We start from the raw sequence: 15869 nt of genomic DNA on the forward strand, positions 1-15869 counted from the left end.
CGGGGCCTGAGGCCCCGAACCCCCATTTTTTCTTTTATGATCAAAGGAATGGGGTCTGGGGCCTCAAGGCCCCAGCGAGGTGTGGAGCAGCGCTCCACGTCCTTGTTCCTTACTATCGTGTACTGTGATGTGACGCAGGCACCCAAGTCTACCCTTTTGATTTATCGCAGTGATAGCGCGCAAAACCGGAACCATTTTTGCGATCACCGCTCTAAAACGGCGATGGAACCTTTTTGAACAGCGTAAAGAAATTCCGGCTGGTCGCCTCGGCAAACGCCTGTTCGCTCAATCCCAGTTCCTTGGCAAGACAGGCGGCGGTATGGCGGGTAAAGGCCGGTTCGTTACGCTTGCCCCGGTGCGGGATCGGTGCCAGATACGGGGCATCGGTTTCCACCAGCAGGCGATCAAGAGGCAGCATCCGGGCGCTGCCCCGGATTTCCTCGGCCTTCTTGAAGGTCGCAATCCCCGAGAACGAGATATACATCCCGTGCTCCACCGCCCGTTCGGCCACCTGATGGCTGCTGCTGAAACAGTGGATCAGGCCGGGGAAAGCCCCCTTCTCCATCTCGTCATCCAGAATGCGCAGGGTGTCGTCATCGGCATTGCGCGTGTGGATGATGATCGGCAATTGAGCCGTCCGTGCCGCCGCGATGTGAGCGCGAAAGCTGCGTTCCTGCTCGGCCCGCGGGCTATGCTCGTAATAAAAATCCAGCCCGGTTTCGCCAAAGCCGACCACCTTCGGATGCTCGGCCAGACGCATCAGGGTTTCGGCATCCACCTCTGGCTCGTTGGCGGCCTCATGCGGGTGAATGCCAACCGTGCAATAGACCTCGGGATAGGCCTCGGCCACTGCCCTCACCTGCTCGAACTTGCTGAGGTGAGTGCAGATGGTCAGCATCATCTGTACCCCGGCATCACGCGAACGAGCGATCACATCGTCCAGCTCGGCAGCAAAATCGGGAAAATCGAGATGGCAGTGGCTATCAACCAGAAACATGACCTCAGGCACCCTGACTTTCTTCAACATAGCGCGGGAACACGCCCTGCGGCTTGGGCAGCGCGGTTCCGGCCTTCAGGGCCCCCGCCTCACCCCAAAACTCAAACGACCGCTGATCAGCGGGAACCGCCAGCTGGTCCAGCATCAGACCGGCCGAGGTCGGCACCACCGTCTGCATCAGCAGCGCCACATGGCGCACGGTTTCCATCAACACCCACAGGACGGTTCCCATGCGGTCAATGTCGGTCTTGCGCAGCGCCCATGGTGCCTGATGATCGACATAGGCATTGGCGGCACGCACCACCACCCAGATGCTTTCCAGAGCATCATGGAACGCCTGCCGGTCCAGAGCCGCCCGCACCGTCGCCAGCAAATCGCGCGCCGGGGTCAACAGGGCCAGATCGTGCTCGGTCAGCGGGCCGGGGGTCGGCACCGCCGCGTCACAGTTCTTGTTGACCATCGACAGCACCCGCTGGGCCAGGTTGCCCAGATCGTTGGCCAGTTCGCTGTTCATGCGGTTGATCATCGCCTGATGGGAAAAATCGCCATCATTGCCGAACGGCACTTCGCGCAGCAGGAAATAGCGGGTCTGGTCAAGACCATAGCGATTCACCAACTCATAGGGGCTGATCACGTTGCCCAGCGACTTGGAAATCTTTTGGCCTTCGTTGGTCCACCAGCCATGAGCGAACACCCGTTGCGGGGTCGGCAGGTTGGCGGCCATCAGGAAGGCTGGCCAGTACACCGCATGGAAGCGCAGGATGTCCTTGCCGACCATGTGCAGGCTGGCCGGCCAATAGGCCTGATAATCTGCCGCCGACTGGTCGGGATAGCCGCAAGCGGTGATGTAGTTGGTCAGGGCATCCAGCCACACATACATGATGTGCGCGTCATCGCCGGGAACCGGCACCCCCCACGAGAAGGTGGTCCGCGACACCGACAGGTCGTTCAGGCCACCCTTGACGAAGCTGATCACTTCGTTGCGGCGGCTGTCGGGGGCAATGAAGTCCGGGTTCTGCTCATAGAAATCGAGCAGCGGCTGCTGCCATTTCGACAGGCGGAAGAAATAGCTCGGCTCTTCCACCCACTCGACCGGCGCGCCGGTCGGGGCCAGCTTTTCGCCGTTCGGGCCGTCCTTCAGTTCGCCTTCGCCGTAAAAGGCCTCGTCGCGGACGGCGTACCAGCCCTTGTAAGCCCCCAGATAAATCTCGTCGCGCTCGATCAGGGTTTGCCACAGGGCCTGGCAGGCCTTGCGGTGACGCTCTTCGGTGGTGCGAATGAAGTCATCATTCGAATATCCCATCGCCGCCGCCAGATCGCGGAAATTCTGCGACACCTGATCGGTAAACTCCTGCGGCGCGATTCCGCGCGCCATTGCCGACTTTTCGACCTTTTGCCCGTGTTCGTCGGTGCCGGTCAGGAACTTGACGTCGTAGCCATCCAACCGCTTGAAACGCGCCAGAACATCGCAGGCCAACGTGGTGTAGGCATGCCCGATATGCGGAGCATCGTTGACGTAGTAAATCGGGGTCGTGACGTAATAGCGCGGTTTTTCAGCAGCGGCCATGGCCTGCAATCTCCTGGGATACGGCACCGCCCCGTGGAAAGGAGGCGGAAAAACGGGGGTCAGCGGGGGCGCACCAGACGCTCGATGGCAGAAAAGGCACTGATCAGGACCTGTTTCTTGTCCAGGTTCACCGCATCGGCCCGCTCGAACAAACGGTTCACCTTTTCCCACACCTGCACCCACTGATCAAGGGGTGCTGACGCCATCAGGGTCCGAACCAAAGCATTCTCGCCGGGGATCACCTCGACCGGAGCCTGCCCGCGCCCGCCAGCGGCCAGAGCCCGCCCGAACCACCACAGGAACAGTTCGGCGGTCATCCGAAAGCCGTCATCCCCGCGCAAGGCGTGATCGGCAAAGGCATGCAGCCCGACCACATCAAGCCGTGGAAGCCCGCGCAACAACGCGATCATGGTCTGGTACAGCTCCAGCCCGCCAGCCTCGGCCAGCTCCAGCGCCCGCCCTGCGCTGCCTTCCCCCAGATGGGCCAGCGACTGCGCATCGTCAACGCCAAGGTTTGGCATGGCAGAGCGAACGAGTGTCACAACCTGCTCATCGGCCAGCGGCGACAGGGTCAGGCGGCGGCAGCGGGACCGGATGGTCGGCAACAGGCGAGCCGGATTATGGGCCAGCAACAGCAATAACGATCGTTTGGGCGGTTCTTCCAGAACCTTTAGCAAGGCATTGGCGGCATTGCGGTTCATCTCGTCGGCGGCATCCACCACCACCACTCGCCAGCCGCCATCGCCCGAGGTCATCGACAAAAAGGTGCCGATGCTGCGCACATCATCAATGACGATTTCACCTTTGCGGCGCTTCTTTTTCTCGTCCCACTGACGTTGGACGATCCGCAAGTCGGGATGCGCCCCCTGTGCAATGCGGCGGCTGACCGGATGATCTGCCGGAATGTCCAGGCTTTGCGGCGGCCCGAACAAGCCTTGCGCGCCCTGCCCGCTGCCCTCGGCCAGCACGAAGCGGGCCAGCCGATAGGCAAAGGTCGCCTTGCCGATCCCGCGCTTGCCACTGATCAGCCAGGCATGATGCATCCGACCCGATGCCCACGACGCCAGCACTTCCTGCTCGCTGGCCTCGTGGCCGACCAGATGATGGTTGGCATGGGGTTCGGGCAAGGGGGCCTGATCGGCCAGGGTTTCAGCGGCGTTCTTTTTCATGAAGCCGCCGCCAGCTCTTTAAACGACTGTTCTATTACCGCAACAATCTCACCGTGGACCGCATCAAGGGGTTGATCGGCGCTGATCACCCGGCAGCGTTCCGGCTCGGCGGCGGCAATGGTCAGAAAGCCCGTCCGCAACCGCTGATGAAAGGCCGAAGCCATGCCTTCATAGCGGTTCTCGTCGCCACCGCGCAGCCCTGCCCGTTGCAGGCCAACCTCCACCGGCAGATCAAGAACGATCGTCAAATCTGGAGAAAGTCCTTCGGAAACAAGCTGATACAGGGCGGCAAGATCACCCTGCGGCAAGCCGTGACCATAGCCCTGATAGGCCCGGGTGGAATCGTTGAAACGGTCTGAAATGACCCACGTCCCTGCCGCCAGTGCGGGGCGGATCACCCGACGCAGGTGATCCCGGCGGGCGGCGTAGTGCAACAGCGTCTCGGTCAGGCCATCCCAGCGGTCGGCACTCCCCTCGACCAGCAAGCGGCGGATTTGTTCAGCGCCTTCTGATCCCCCCGGCTCACGGGTGGTCAGGACATCGATGCCTCGGGCGCGCAAAGCCTCGGCCAGACGGCGGACCTGCGTTGACTTGCCCGCACCTTCTCCACCCTCAAAGGTGATAAAACGACCGTTAGACATGACACCCCGACAATGCTCTGAACCAGTGGGCGGTAAATGTGACGCGACAGCAGGTAACACACAGGCAACAGGAGCATGGAGCGCTGCTCTAACCTGGTTGAACGCAAAGAGTACCTTCAGGGCGTGACAGCCCCAAAGGTACCCTCTAAAAAAACAAACGTTCAGGCCTGCGGATCAATCACTGCTTGACAGCAGACGCCACGGACTCGATCTGCTTCTGGGCATGGCCAAAGATCAGGTGCTGGGCCGCAGCCCCCAGACGCCCAAAGAACCCCAGCCGGTCCACATCGGTGGCCGCCACCAGCGGCACTTCCAGCGGGGTCGGCATGTCGGTACCGTTTACCACCAGCCTTGCAATCGGCTGCCCTTTGGTGATCGGTGCCGGGATCGGGCCATTATAGACCACTTTGACATCCAGATTCTGCGCGGCCCGACGGGGCAAGGTAAAGCGCAGGTCGTGGTCGGCGACCAACTGCACTTCGTCCATATCCCCCAGCCACACATCGGCAGTGTTGACCACCTCACCCTTGGTGAACAGGGTGCGGTTTTCAAAATTCCGGAAGCCCCAGTCCATCAGCTTTTGCGCTTCATCCGACCGCGCCGCCATGGTGTCGAGACCATTGATCACCAGAATCTGGCGACGGTCATCAATCTTGGCGGTTGCCGTCAGGCCATACCCCGCCACCGAGGTGTGGCCGGTCTTCATCCCGTCGGCACCCGGCATGGTGTACAGCAACGGGTTACGGTTGTGCTGACGAATGTTGTTATAGCTGAATTCCTTCTCGCTGTAGATCGAGAAGTATTCCGGGAAGCGTTCCATGATGAAGCGCGCCAGTTTGGCCAGATCGCGCGGGGTCATGTAGTGGTTTTCGTCCGGCAGGCCGGTGGCATTCATGAAATGGCTGCCAGTCAAGCCGATTTCCTTCGCCCGGCGGTTCATCGCCTCGGCAAAGGCGGCTTCGGTACCCAGCAGGTTTTCCGCCACGGTGATGCAGGCGTCGTTCCCGGACTGGATGATGATACCGCGCAGCAGGTCTTCAACACGGACTTCCTGATTGGGATGCAGGAACATCGTCGAACTGCCCGAGGCCGCGCCGCCGGTTTTCCAGGCGTTCTGGCTGACGCGGAACTTTTCGTCCAGAGACAGCGAACCCTCCTTCAGACGATCAAAGATCATCACGGCGGTCATCAGCTTGCTCATCGAAGACGGCGGCATCCGCTCGTCGGCATTCTTGTTGAGGAGGACGGTCCCGGTTTCGTAATCCAGCAGCAAAGCCTCGCGGGCTTTGGTTTCGACAGCTTGCTGGGCATATCCGGGGGCAGCCCCCCCGAACAGGGCAGCCAGGGCCACCGCACTGGCAGCCAGGGACAGGGAAAGGCGGTAGCGGGCCATGGTCTTGATATCAGCCTCACAAGGATCCGAAAGAAAAACTGCGCTGAAACTGGCCGCTGGAGACCAGCCCGCGCATGGTACGTCAGTCGTTCACGACCTTCGCACCCGAGACACCCTTGGCCTGAACCGCCGACAACAGACGTTCGGCCTCGGATGTGCTGGACAGGGGCCCGAGGCGCACGCGATATAGCTCGCGCCCGTTGACCTGAACCGTCGAGATGGTGGCCGCCCCCAGATTTTTCAACTCTTTTTTCAGGCGTTCCGCGTTGTATTTGTCCGAGAACGCCCCCGCCTGCACATAGCTGGTCCCGGTTGTGGTCGGGGTATAGCTGGCGGCTCCGTGAGACGCGCTGCTTCCCGCCGTCGAGGTCGAGGCCCCGCCACTATAAGAAGATGAGGATGAGGATGAGGATGACGGCGGCGGCGATGACAGCGACGCCGTCGTGACCGCACCGCTACCACTGCTGCTTCCGCCCGATGACGGCGGGCTGTCCAGGCTTTCCGAACTGATCGACCCACGCGGGGCCGCCGTCACCGCCGGCATGTCCCCCGAAGCCGCAATGGCCTGCGCCTTCAGCGCCCGGCTTTCATCGGCGAGGATTTCAACACGGACGCGGGTGGTCCCCTGTTCGTGGAATCCCAGCAACTGCGCCGCCCGTTTGGACACGTCGATGATGCGGTTGCGGGCGAACGGCCCACGGTCGTTGACCCGAACCACCAGCGAGCGACCGTTTTCCATGTTGGTCACCCGCACGACGCTGGGCATCGGCAAGGTCCGGTGCGCGGCGGTCAGGTCCATCATGTCATAGGTCTCACCGTTGGCGGTGGACTTGCCATGGAACGTCGGGCCATACCACGAGGAAACGCCTTCCTCGACGTAGTTGAAATCTTCCTGCGGATAGTACCAGACGCCATCAATCTGATAGGGCTTGCCGATTTTATAGCCGCCGATCTTGCTTTGCGTCGGCGCGACCTCCTTGGCCGTATTGACGGCCAGCTTGGTTTCCGAGCAGGCACCCAGGCTCAAGGCAAGGCATGCTCCCGCCAGGACAGCCAAACGATAAGCAGCTTGTGGCTTCAACAGCGTGGGCATCTGACAGTACTGTCCTTCGGGTGCTGGAAATGGCGGAAACAGACTAGCCATAACGGGTCACAGGCGCAACCTTTACTGAGCCACCGAACGCAAACGAGACAAAACTTCCTGACTGGGATAGGCATCGGCAATCAGGCCTTGTCGGGTCTGGAATGCCTTGAGGGCGGAACGGGTCTGCCCCCCGGCCATGCCGTCAGCCGGACCGGGGTCATAGCCCAGACGGGCCAACAGGGTCTGCATCTCAGTGATGTCACTGCGCCGCAGGGGTACATCGTCGGCGGGTGGCTGCACCACCAACCCTGCCCCGCCCACCATCTGGTCGGCCAGATAAGACACCCCCAGCGCGTAGAGGATCGACTTGTTCCACACCATGATGACGCGGAAATTGTCATAGACCATAAAGGCCGGACCGCGCGCCCCGGCCGGGACAACGATGGAGGCCTGCACCCCACCCTCGCTGGCTGGCAGGGCGCTGGCACTGGCGGGCCTGACGCCTTGCGCCAGCCATTCGGAAACCGGCTTGCGAATGCTCAGGTCAGCCTGCTCATAGCTGAACCCGGTCGGCAGGATGACTTCGCGGCCCCAGCCCTGCCCGCGCTTCCAGCCTTCATCGGACAGGTATTTCGCCGCCGAGGCAAAGGTGTCCGGCAGACTGCCCCAGATGTCGCGCCGTCCGTCGCCATCGCGGTCCACCGCATGGGCGCGGAAGGTAGACGGCATGAATTGCAGGTTCCCCATCGCCCCGGCCCACGAGCCAACCATCTTGTCGGCTGGAATGTCTCCGGCATCGACAATCGCCAGCGCCGCCATCAGCTCGCGGCGGAAAAAGGCCGGGCGACGCTGATCATAGGCCAGCGTCGCCAGCGAACCGAGCACCGGAAAGCCGCCAAAGTTGCTGCCATAGTTGGTCTCCAGCCCCCAGAAGGCCAGCAGGAAACGCGCCTGCACACCGTATTGCGCCTCGATGGGCCCCAGCAACGCCTGATGTTTGGCCAACATCGCCTTGCCATCGGCAATCCGGCGGGCGGAAACGGTTTTTTGCAGATAGCTGCCAAAGGTCTGGGTGAATTCCGGCTGGCGGCGGTCCAGCTCCAGCACCCGAGGCTGCGGCTGAATACCCGGCAAGGCACGATCGAGCGTGCGGGCTGAAATGCCTTGCGCCAGAGCATCACTGCGCACCCCGTCCAGCCAGCGGCGGAAATCGGCGGGGTCGATGGTCACGCTGTCAGCGGTCGGGGCGGCCGCAGTGGAGGGAGCTGTGGTCGCCTGTGCCTGCGGAGCAGGAGGCGTTGCCTTCGCTGCATTGGTAGTAGTGGCGGACGATGCACAGCCAAACACCATCAGTGCGGCAACACAGGTGGAACCAATCACCGAGCATTTCTTGCTAACAGACTGATATGAAACCACCTGCTTTCTCCTGTTGATGGTCCGTCTGAAGACGGAAAATTTATTTCGAAGCCGGAATTAACCCGCTCTTATTCGCTGATACCCTGCAATTTCCGCAGCAAATCGTTCAGCATCTGCTGCTCGTCGCTGGTCAGCACGGACAGAACGGTTTGTTCGTTTTGAATATGCAACGGTAGCAGCTCGTCAATCAGCGCCCTCCCCTGCGGAGTGAGCACAACCAGCGTTCCCCGCCGGTCGGTCGGATGGCGCTGCCGCTCAATAAAGCCTGCTTTTTCCAGCCGATCAAGTCGATTGGTCATCCCGCCCGAGGAAACCATCGTCGCCTCGTACAGCGCGGTCGGGGTCAGGGCACAGGGATCACCGCTGCGCCGCAGGGTTGCCAGCACGTCGAATTCCCCCCCTTGCAAGCCATACCGCTCGAACAGCGGCAACAGGCGATCCCGCGAAATGTGCTGGGACGCTTCGGCCAGCCGACCGAGCACTTCCATCGGAAACGGGTCCAGATCGGGCCGTTCCCGTCGCCACTGGGCGGCAGCAAAGGCTGCCCGGTCTGACGGCTTTTGTGGAGGGTGAGACATTATGCACCAATATATCTTGATGTTAAGATACTTTTCGATAAGACAATTATAGCGCCGATCCCCTCCCGGACCAAGGGTCAATCCCCGGCAGTCCCCTGATCAAAGGGCCTTTTTGCCATGTCATCCCCCCATGCCCCCCACGCCCCCATGCTGCCGGTCATCGGTTGCGTCGTTATCGTCGGCAGCCTGTTGGGCGTCCTGACCAACACCGCCAAGCTGGCCCTGCACCACGGCTGGCAACCGCTGCCCTTCCTGTTCTGGTCCACCCTGTTCGGCGGCCTCGGCCTGTGGGGCGTGGCCATCGCCAGCCGCCAGCCGCCCGCGCTGGGCAAACGCCACCTGCTGTATTATGCCATCGCAGGCATTTTCAGCTTTGCCGTTCCCAACGGCCTGTCATTTCTGGCCATCCAGCACGTCGGCGCCAGCTTCATCGCCTTTTGCCTCGCCTTCCCGCCCCTGCTGACCTATGTGCTGGCGGTGGCGATGCGACTGGAACCCCCGGCCCTGCTGCGCACGCTGGGCATCATTCTCGGCCTGACCGGCGCCGGTGGCCTCGCCCTCAGCAAAGGCATCGCCCAGCAGGACGCCCTGCTGTGGGTGGCAATGGCCGTTGCCTCGCCGGTCTTTATCGCCATCGGCAACATCTATCGCAGCCTGCATTGGCCGCAGGGGTCGTCTCCGCTGTCGCTGGCTCCCGGCATGATGGTCGCTGCCGCGCTGGAGGTCGGGCTGGCGTCCCTGCTGGCCGGTGAAAACCCGGTCATCAGCCCCGCCGGTGTGGGCGCGTGGAGCGATATCGCCATCCAGTCCGCCATTCTGGCCATCACCTATGCGGTGTTCTTTTACCTGCAAAAGCTGGGTGGCCCGGTCGCCCTCAGCCAGATCGGCTGGGTTGCCGCCATCGTCGGCTCAACCATCGCCGTTCTGGTCCTCGGCGAAGTTCCCCCCGCCGGGCTGGGCATCGCCATGGTGCTGATTGTGCTGGGGATTGTGTTGGTCAGCCGTCGCCGGGCTGCATAAAATACTGGACGGCGGGGCAAGAACTCGATACATAAGGGGCGCTTCGGCGCCCCAACTGCGGAGGGGTGGTCGAGTGGTTTAAGGCAGCGGTCTTGAAAACCGCCGTAGGTGGAAGCCTACCGTGGGTTCGAATCCCACCCCCTCCGCCATAAAAAGCCGTCTGTCTCAAGGAGATAGACGGCTTTTTTGTTGCCTGTCGAGGAGGTGGGGAACAAAAAACAGGGTCGTGGAGCGCTGCTCCACACCTCGCCGGGGCCAGTCGGCCCCGGACCCCGTTCCTTTGGCGGTGCAGGTTGGGTTGACCGCATTTTCTGAACAGCTAAGATATTTTTGCGTACCGATCCAGAACATTCCCAGTTGCGGGTTGACCGCATTTTCTGAACAGCTAAGATTTCCGTGGTCCTTATGATGTGTATGTGCTTGTTGCGGGTTGACCGCATTTTCTGAACAGCTAAGATCGCCCCACCACCCCCAAACTACCGTTGCTCATGTTGCGGGTTGACCGCATTTTCTGAACAGCTAAGATAGGAAGGAACCCTTCCAGCGCGCATCGCCGGTTGCGGGTTGACCGCATTTTCTGAACAGCTAAGATACTGGTCTTGAAACGGTCGATTTGATTACTGTTGCGGGTTGACCGCATTTTCTGAACAGCTAAGATTGTATTTTTGCTCTCAGGCGCATTCCGTTTGTTGCGGGTTGACCGCATTTTCTGAACAGCTAAGATAGCTAGGCCGTAGTTGTGCATTGACGAACCGTTGCGGGTTGACCGCATTTTCTGAACAGCTAAGATAGAGAGCCTGTACCCCATTGATCCATATGGGATACAGGCTTTTTTCTGCGAGAAAAACCGATAGAATCAGCCCATCAAAACAGCGAAAGTTGCTCGTTTTCTGGCGAAGGCTCGTATTCACGCCCCCGCAGGCTGACGATGTTGGCATACTGTTTGTCCGTCAAGGTCACAATCTGGATATGCCCTTTGGGCGGAGCGGCGGCGGCAATATGCTTGGTCATTGCCTCGGCGGCCTCTTTCCCGGCCAGAATGCGATAATAGACGGAATACTGGGCCATGGCAAAACCATGGTCCAGCAGAACGTGGCGAAATTTTGTTGCCTGATGGCGTTCCTCAGCCTCGACCACCGGCAGATCAAACATGACCAGCATCCACAACAGACGATACCCGCTTGCCCAAGGGCCAGTCTCGCGCACCCGCATCAGGGCACCTCGGTCGAGAGTGACACCGCCGGAATGACGCGAGCATTGTGCGAAAAGTGGGAACCGGTTTTCGCAAAAACAATGCGACACAACAAAAGACTAAAGCTGTGAGCACGGCTCACGGCTTTAGGGACGCATTCCGCTCGCCCAATGCCGCCACTAATGACGACGCCAAAATCCGCACCGCTGTCATCAACGGCGTAATGCCGTCCGGCCCGGCACAATCATGCAACAACACCGCCACCAGCCGTTTTTTGACGGCAGGTGTCACCATCAGGTCAGCAGTCTCGCCGATATCCCCCACCACCGCCCGAACCACATGGTCAACGGCCGGGCGGTATGGTTCCATCAGGTCATCAATCAGGGCAAAGGCATTGGACTCATTGCAGTGATGAATGCCCAATGCCGGGGTCAGACCGACAGAAATGGCCGCCCGCGCGGTGGCCGCCCGCACCACTGCATAGCCGTAATTCAGGCAGGCATTGATCCCCGGTTCCTGTTGATCACGGCGGAAGGCGGTTCCCATCAAGGTTTGCCAGTACAGTCGGGCCGCCTGCGCCTCGATATTGTGCGGATCACCGGATTGCACCTGCTGTTGCAAAAGGCGCAATGCCTGACGAATGTGTTCATCCCCCTGCCATTGCGCCAACACCTGTTCCTGCTGGGCGATTTTTGCCCGCACGATCTGTTGCCACAACCGCTTGCGCCGCGTTTCGGACAGCGCAATCTGCTGTTTCAAAACCCCCGTCTGTTGGTAATAACCGCGATAGGGCAACATCAGACCATCAGGATGATAGTTGTCACCACATCAAATCAGCGGAATGCCGCGTTCCATCAATGCCGACAGCACCGGTTTGGTCAGGGTGATTTGATGGGCCGTTAACAGGACGGCGGTCAAATCATCCAGCGGCACCCGACCGATTTCGGTGTGATGGTCATAAATGCAGGCAAAGCCGTGCGCCAATCCCAGCGAGCGGCCTTCCTGCGCCAGTTCCAGCACGCCCCCGATCATGATGGCACCTGCACCACCCCGCTTGGGGAAATGCTCGCCTTGCGAAAATGATGCTTCTGAAGCTCATTAATCGTAACAGAACGACCATTACTTTTTGCAATTACGATGGGTTGCATATGGATACGCTTAGAAGAAGCCAGAAGTTTTACCACACGATACAGAACATCCCGGCCTCCCTCAGACAGGGCGATTACATCATCCTTGAACAGGCGGGTAATGAATTTCGCCGCCGGATGAGGTTTTCCACTGGTGACCGAAGGCGGAAGACCCTTGCTACACTCACCGTAGGACCAGAATTTCCCTTTCCATTTGAAACTCCCTGCCTTCCAGTTCCCTGGCTCCCCATCAGGCAGGGACCAGACGTCGCAACAGGCATAGCTGCCCTTGGCGTAGCCTTTGTACGGCGCACTTTTGACAGGTTCGACCGACTGGTCTTTTGCCAGAATGCGGATTGAGCGCACCCCGTGTTTTTGTCCGAATTCCGCCAACAGCCGCCGCCGCTCCGTGTCATTACTCAACGGCTTTTGGGCATTTGCCTCCAGGTACTCCCGCACCTGTGCACGCCATTGCCCGTCACGGATGACATCCAGCTCGTCTAAAGACAGATCGTCCAGCCGTTTGCGAGTCACTAGATTGTAATCGGGCTTGTGGCCATCGGGGGTTTTGACAAAGCCATAAGCGGTTTTTTTGAACATCGCCCCGCTGCCACCGTGATCGGGCTTGAACGATACCGCCAGACTGTTCAGCCGGTCGCGCAGGGCTTGCCGCAGGGGATCGGGCAAATCGGGCAGCCGCACCTGTTCGCGGTCGTGGCTCATCGCTGACGACACCCGCTGAAGCATCGAGCGGTTGGCCAGCCCGATCACAAAGGCATCCACCGTATGGTGGCGATGGTCATTGCGGTTTTTCTGGTTGTCATCGGACAACAGGCCATTCAGCCGCCACTGGCTGCGGATCATCGCCGTCAAGCGTCCCGGCGCGGGCATCACGTCCTCGCAGACGGCTGTCAGATACCGCCGGGCGGCACGGGAAATAAAGGCGGTGTCGGTCATCTGGCGGGCGATAAAGTTGGTCCCGACTTCCCAGTCATCCATCGCTGACGCGCCAAAGCGGGCCGCTTTGGCCGGAGACAGCCCCTTGGCACGCTCCAGCACTTCGGCCCAGACGATCCCTTGTTCGGCATGTTGATTGAGCCCGAATGCCTCGTAAGGGGTGCGGTTGCCCTTTAGCCGGTTGGCATTGCGGAAACTGAGGGTCAGGTTGTTCATTCCGTCGTCCAGCGTGCGCGAACGGGGCAGCAGGTGTTCCACCTCCACCTCTCCGTTCACCAGATGCTGGGCAGAGATCACCCGGCCAGTAAACACGCACCGGCGGGCGACCTCATCGCGGGCCAGCTCTTCCCACAGCTTGATCTTGCGCAGGTCTGCTGCTGTTGGCTCGGCGCCATTGGTCATCACTTTCCATTGATCAATGCGATTTTTATTGGCCTTCTCGTTTTTGGCAATCTGGCTGCTGATCGCCTCGCGCTTGACCTTGGGCAGCTTCAGGTCCCGCGACAGTTCGACCTGAATGGTGGCTGGCGGCTCGCCAAAACGGTCGATCAGTTCGTTGACCAGCTTGCGCACCTGATTGAGGGCAATATGAACTGTCGGATTGCCGATCTTGCCATAGTGCCCCTCGGGATCACTGTCTTCGGGTTTGCGTGGGTCCGCCCCCAACAGGCTACCGCGCAAGACTTCCCCGTAATACGGCAACCGCTCGTACAGGGTTTCCGACGCCTGAAAGCCCGCCAGCCGACGTTTGGCTTCGTCTTCCCCCAGCAACTCGACGGCAGCATCGTATTCATCCAGTCCCTGCGTTGCCATGATCGGCAACAGGTCTTCCATCGCCTGTCGGGAATAGCTGGTGGTCAAGGCCCCCAGCGGCAATTCCATCAACGCATGGGCCGCCGCATTGGTCAGGCCAAAGTCACGCACCAGCGACCCGACCAGCGCCGCATCATCCATGATCCGCCCGCTATCAACCGGGTTGTGCAGGCGTTCAAAGATATCATTCAGCACGTTGTCAGGCAGCGTATCCCACAGCGGCATCAGGATATTTGCTTTGGACGACTTGCGCAGGGCAGTTGCCACACGGTTGCCCTCAAGATGCTTGCGGCGATCGTCTTCGATGTTGAAACGGCTTTCTTTGGGGAACAGCGGCGTGCCGTCGGTTCCTTTCAGTTTACGGATTCCTGCAAAGGTGGCTTTCTCCTGACGGCCCAGAACATCGGCAATGGCCCGGTACTGCCCGGCAGTCAGGCGCTGGCTGCTCTGGTCCGGCATGATCACACGCAGGATGCTCAGTTCCTTGGAGATGCGGAACTGTTGCGCAATCGGGGTGTCGCGGAACGTCCGGGGATGCTGGGGATAAAAAGAGCACGCCCCCCGTTTAACTGGCCGCAAGGGGTGCTGAAACAAAATGTGGTTGTCGCGCAAGCGGTCCCAGTCCGCTGCCGTCAGCGAGGGATGGAACGGTGCCTGTACGGCGCGGATACGGTCAAATTCTGCGCGATACATGGCGCGGTCGGGATACAAATCCCCCTGCTCGCCCCGGAAACGGATCATCAGGCCAGCTTGCTCCCGTTGCCACAGGAACTCGCCCAGTGTCCATGGGGTCTGTGCGGGCGGGGCATCGTCGGGGAGAGCTTCCAGATCGGCAGTGGTCAGGACACGATACTGCAATACCCGATGAAGCTGGCTGATCTTTTGCTTGAAAACCGTCGCGTCGTCATCGGCCTTGTCCGTCTTGCGATTGGACAAAAAGCCGCGACGCACCCCCAGATGCAGCAAGACACGCCCCAGTTGGTGCGCCGTCAGCGGATGGCCTGTGGTGACCGCCAAGGCGCGCAACTGATAGGGGCTTTCCGTTAACAGGGCTGATCGTTGACTGCTCTCAACGGGTAACAGGCCATAATCGATCAGCGCCTTTGCCAATGCCTTGATACGATTGTTGCCATGGTCGCGGTTGCGCCGCATCCCCCGCGCTTGCCTTCGGTTGACAGCCAGGGATTCTCCGACACGTCCATCCGCCGCCGGTTCGCGGCCGTCAGGAATAATCCGCACCCCGGCATCGGTCAGTCGCCAGTCGCTCCAGTCAGGATCGTGTCCCTCGGAAAACGTAAAAGCACACCAGCCAATCGAATTGGTACCCAGATCAAGCCCCAGCTTCCACACCGTCACTCTCCACTTTAACGTGTTTATGCGGATCATATTGACGGATGGACTGTTTTATGACAACGTGCTCGCGTTGTTCAGAAAATGCGGTCAGCCTGTTAACACGGCTGATGCCACCAAATGCGAAAGCGGGCTCCGGCCCGCTTTTGTTTTTTCTCCGTCCCCCAGCAAACAGCCGCACACCGTGAAGCCGGAGTGGCGGCTTTTTTGTTGTCTGGACAGCAATGCTGCGCAGGCCATTCTCCTGTTCAGCCGGTGAACTGACCGTCGATGCTTTGGCAACTCCACAGACGGTGCAACAGCTTGTTATGGAAAGAATTACGGCCACTCCAGGGCCTGCAAGCCCGGTGAGGGCATTCACATGTCCCCTGTGAAGCCTGTTCCAACTCAAAAAAATAAACTCATAGGATGTATATCTCGGCAGGACGCATCGCGGGGCATCTTCCCAGAGATCCTTGTCGCTGGAATTCCAGCCACCAGACAAAAACAAGCATGGATTGCATTTGGCAGGCTTCATTTACTTTCATATGAAACAATTTTTCTCGTAAAAGTCGTATCCGTGGAA

General features: G+C 60.0%; 13 protein-coding genes, 1 tRNA gene, 1 pseudogene and 1 CRISPR repeat array. Of the genes and pseudogenes, 2 read left to right on the plus strand and 13 right to left on the minus strand.

What is annotated here, in order from left to right; genetic code table 11:
* Positions 1-211: 211 nt before the first annotated feature.
* The 8 genes from BW995_RS03445 to BW995_RS03480 form a co-directional block, all read right to left on the minus strand.
* Positions 212-997, minus strand: a complete 786-nt coding sequence (locus BW995_RS03445; protein WP_076398924.1) for a TatD family hydrolase — start codon at positions 995-997, stop codon at positions 212-214.
* Positions 998-1001: 4 nt separating this feature from the next.
* Positions 1002-2564, minus strand: coding sequence for a methionine--tRNA ligase (gene metG / locus BW995_RS03450; RefSeq protein ID WP_076398753.1), 1563 nt, complete (start codon positions 2562-2564; stop codon positions 1002-1004).
* 59 nt (positions 2565-2623) lie between these two features.
* On the minus strand, positions 2624-3733 hold the full coding sequence (locus BW995_RS03455; protein ID WP_076398754.1) for a DNA polymerase III subunit delta': 1110 nt from the start codon (positions 3731-3733) through the stop codon (positions 2624-2626).
* Complete coding sequence (gene tmk, locus BW995_RS03460) at positions 3730-4374, minus strand: dTMP kinase (RefSeq protein ID WP_076398755.1); 645 nt, start codon at positions 4372-4374, stop codon at positions 3730-3732. Before tmk ends, BW995_RS03455 begins: the two co-directional genes overlap by 4 nt.
* Positions 4375-4552: 178 nt before the next feature.
* The gene (locus tag BW995_RS03465; RefSeq protein ID WP_076398756.1) at positions 4553-5767 is read right to left on the minus strand and encodes a D-alanyl-D-alanine carboxypeptidase family protein; all 1215 of its coding nucleotides are present in this window, start codon (positions 5765-5767) and stop codon (positions 4553-4555) included.
* 82 nt (positions 5768-5849) lie between these two features.
* Complete coding sequence (locus tag BW995_RS03470) at positions 5850-6794, minus strand: septal ring lytic transglycosylase RlpA family protein (RefSeq protein WP_245821236.1); 945 nt, start codon at positions 6792-6794, stop codon at positions 5850-5852.
* A gap of 138 nt (positions 6795-6932) precedes the next feature.
* On the minus strand, positions 6933-8231 hold the full coding sequence (locus tag BW995_RS03475) for a lytic murein transglycosylase (RefSeq protein ID WP_245821238.1): 1299 nt from the start codon (positions 8229-8231) through the stop codon (positions 6933-6935).
* A 104-nt stretch (positions 8232-8335) separates the two neighbouring features.
* A complete protein-coding gene (locus tag BW995_RS03480) occupies positions 8336-8845 on the minus strand; it encodes a MarR family winged helix-turn-helix transcriptional regulator (RefSeq protein ID WP_076398759.1) in 510 nt (169 codons plus the stop codon).
* Between the two features lie 117 nt (positions 8846-8962).
* Between BW995_RS03480 and BW995_RS03485 the strand changes: the two genes are divergently transcribed.
* Both BW995_RS03485 and BW995_RS03490 read left to right on the plus strand, forming a co-directional pair.
* Entirely contained in the window at positions 8963-9865 is a 903-nt protein-coding gene (locus tag BW995_RS03485; RefSeq protein WP_076398760.1) for a DMT family transporter, read from the plus strand.
* Between the two features lie 59 nt (positions 9866-9924).
* A tRNA-Ser gene (locus BW995_RS03490) sits at positions 9925-10014 on the plus strand.
* Positions 10015-10155: 141 nt separating this feature from the next.
* Positions 10156-10655: a CRISPR direct-repeat array (repeat unit 36 nt; unit sequence GTTGCGGGTTGACCGCATTTTCTGAACAGCTAAGAT).
* Positions 10656-10729: 74 nt separating this feature from the next.
* Here BW995_RS03490 and cas2 read toward each other — a convergent pair.
* The 5 genes and pseudogenes from cas2 to BW995_RS20385 all read right to left on the minus strand — a co-directional run bounded on the left by cas2 (position 10730) and on the right by BW995_RS20385 (position 15821).
* Positions 10730-11017: a CRISPR-associated endonuclease Cas2 gene (gene cas2, locus BW995_RS03495; protein WP_217696037.1), complete on the minus strand. Its 288-nt coding sequence runs from the start codon at positions 11015-11017 to the stop codon at positions 10730-10732.
* Between the two features lie 178 nt (positions 11018-11195).
* Positions 11196-11873, minus strand: a pseudogene (gene cas1, locus BW995_RS03500) (type II CRISPR-associated endonuclease Cas1); the annotation flags it as partial.
* Between the two features lie 12 nt (positions 11874-11885).
* Positions 11886-12089, minus strand: a complete 204-nt coding sequence (locus tag BW995_RS03505) for a hypothetical protein (protein WP_076398762.1) — start codon at positions 12087-12089, stop codon at positions 11886-11888.
* Positions 12086-15310: a type II CRISPR RNA-guided endonuclease Cas9 gene (gene cas9 / locus BW995_RS03510; protein WP_175616966.1), complete on the minus strand. Its 3225-nt coding sequence runs from the start codon at positions 15308-15310 to the stop codon at positions 12086-12088. The genes BW995_RS03505 and cas9 overlap by 4 nt, the downstream gene beginning before the upstream one ends.
* Complete coding sequence (locus BW995_RS20385) at positions 15285-15821, minus strand: hypothetical protein (protein WP_139332735.1); 537 nt, start codon at positions 15819-15821, stop codon at positions 15285-15287. Before BW995_RS20385 ends, cas9 begins: the two co-directional genes overlap by 26 nt.
* Positions 15822-15869 lie beyond the last annotated feature (48 nt).

The organism is Insolitispirillum peregrinum, from assembly GCF_900156605.1.
GTDB lineage: Bacteria > Pseudomonadota > Alphaproteobacteria > Rhodospirillales > Rhodospirillaceae > Insolitispirillum > Insolitispirillum peregrinum.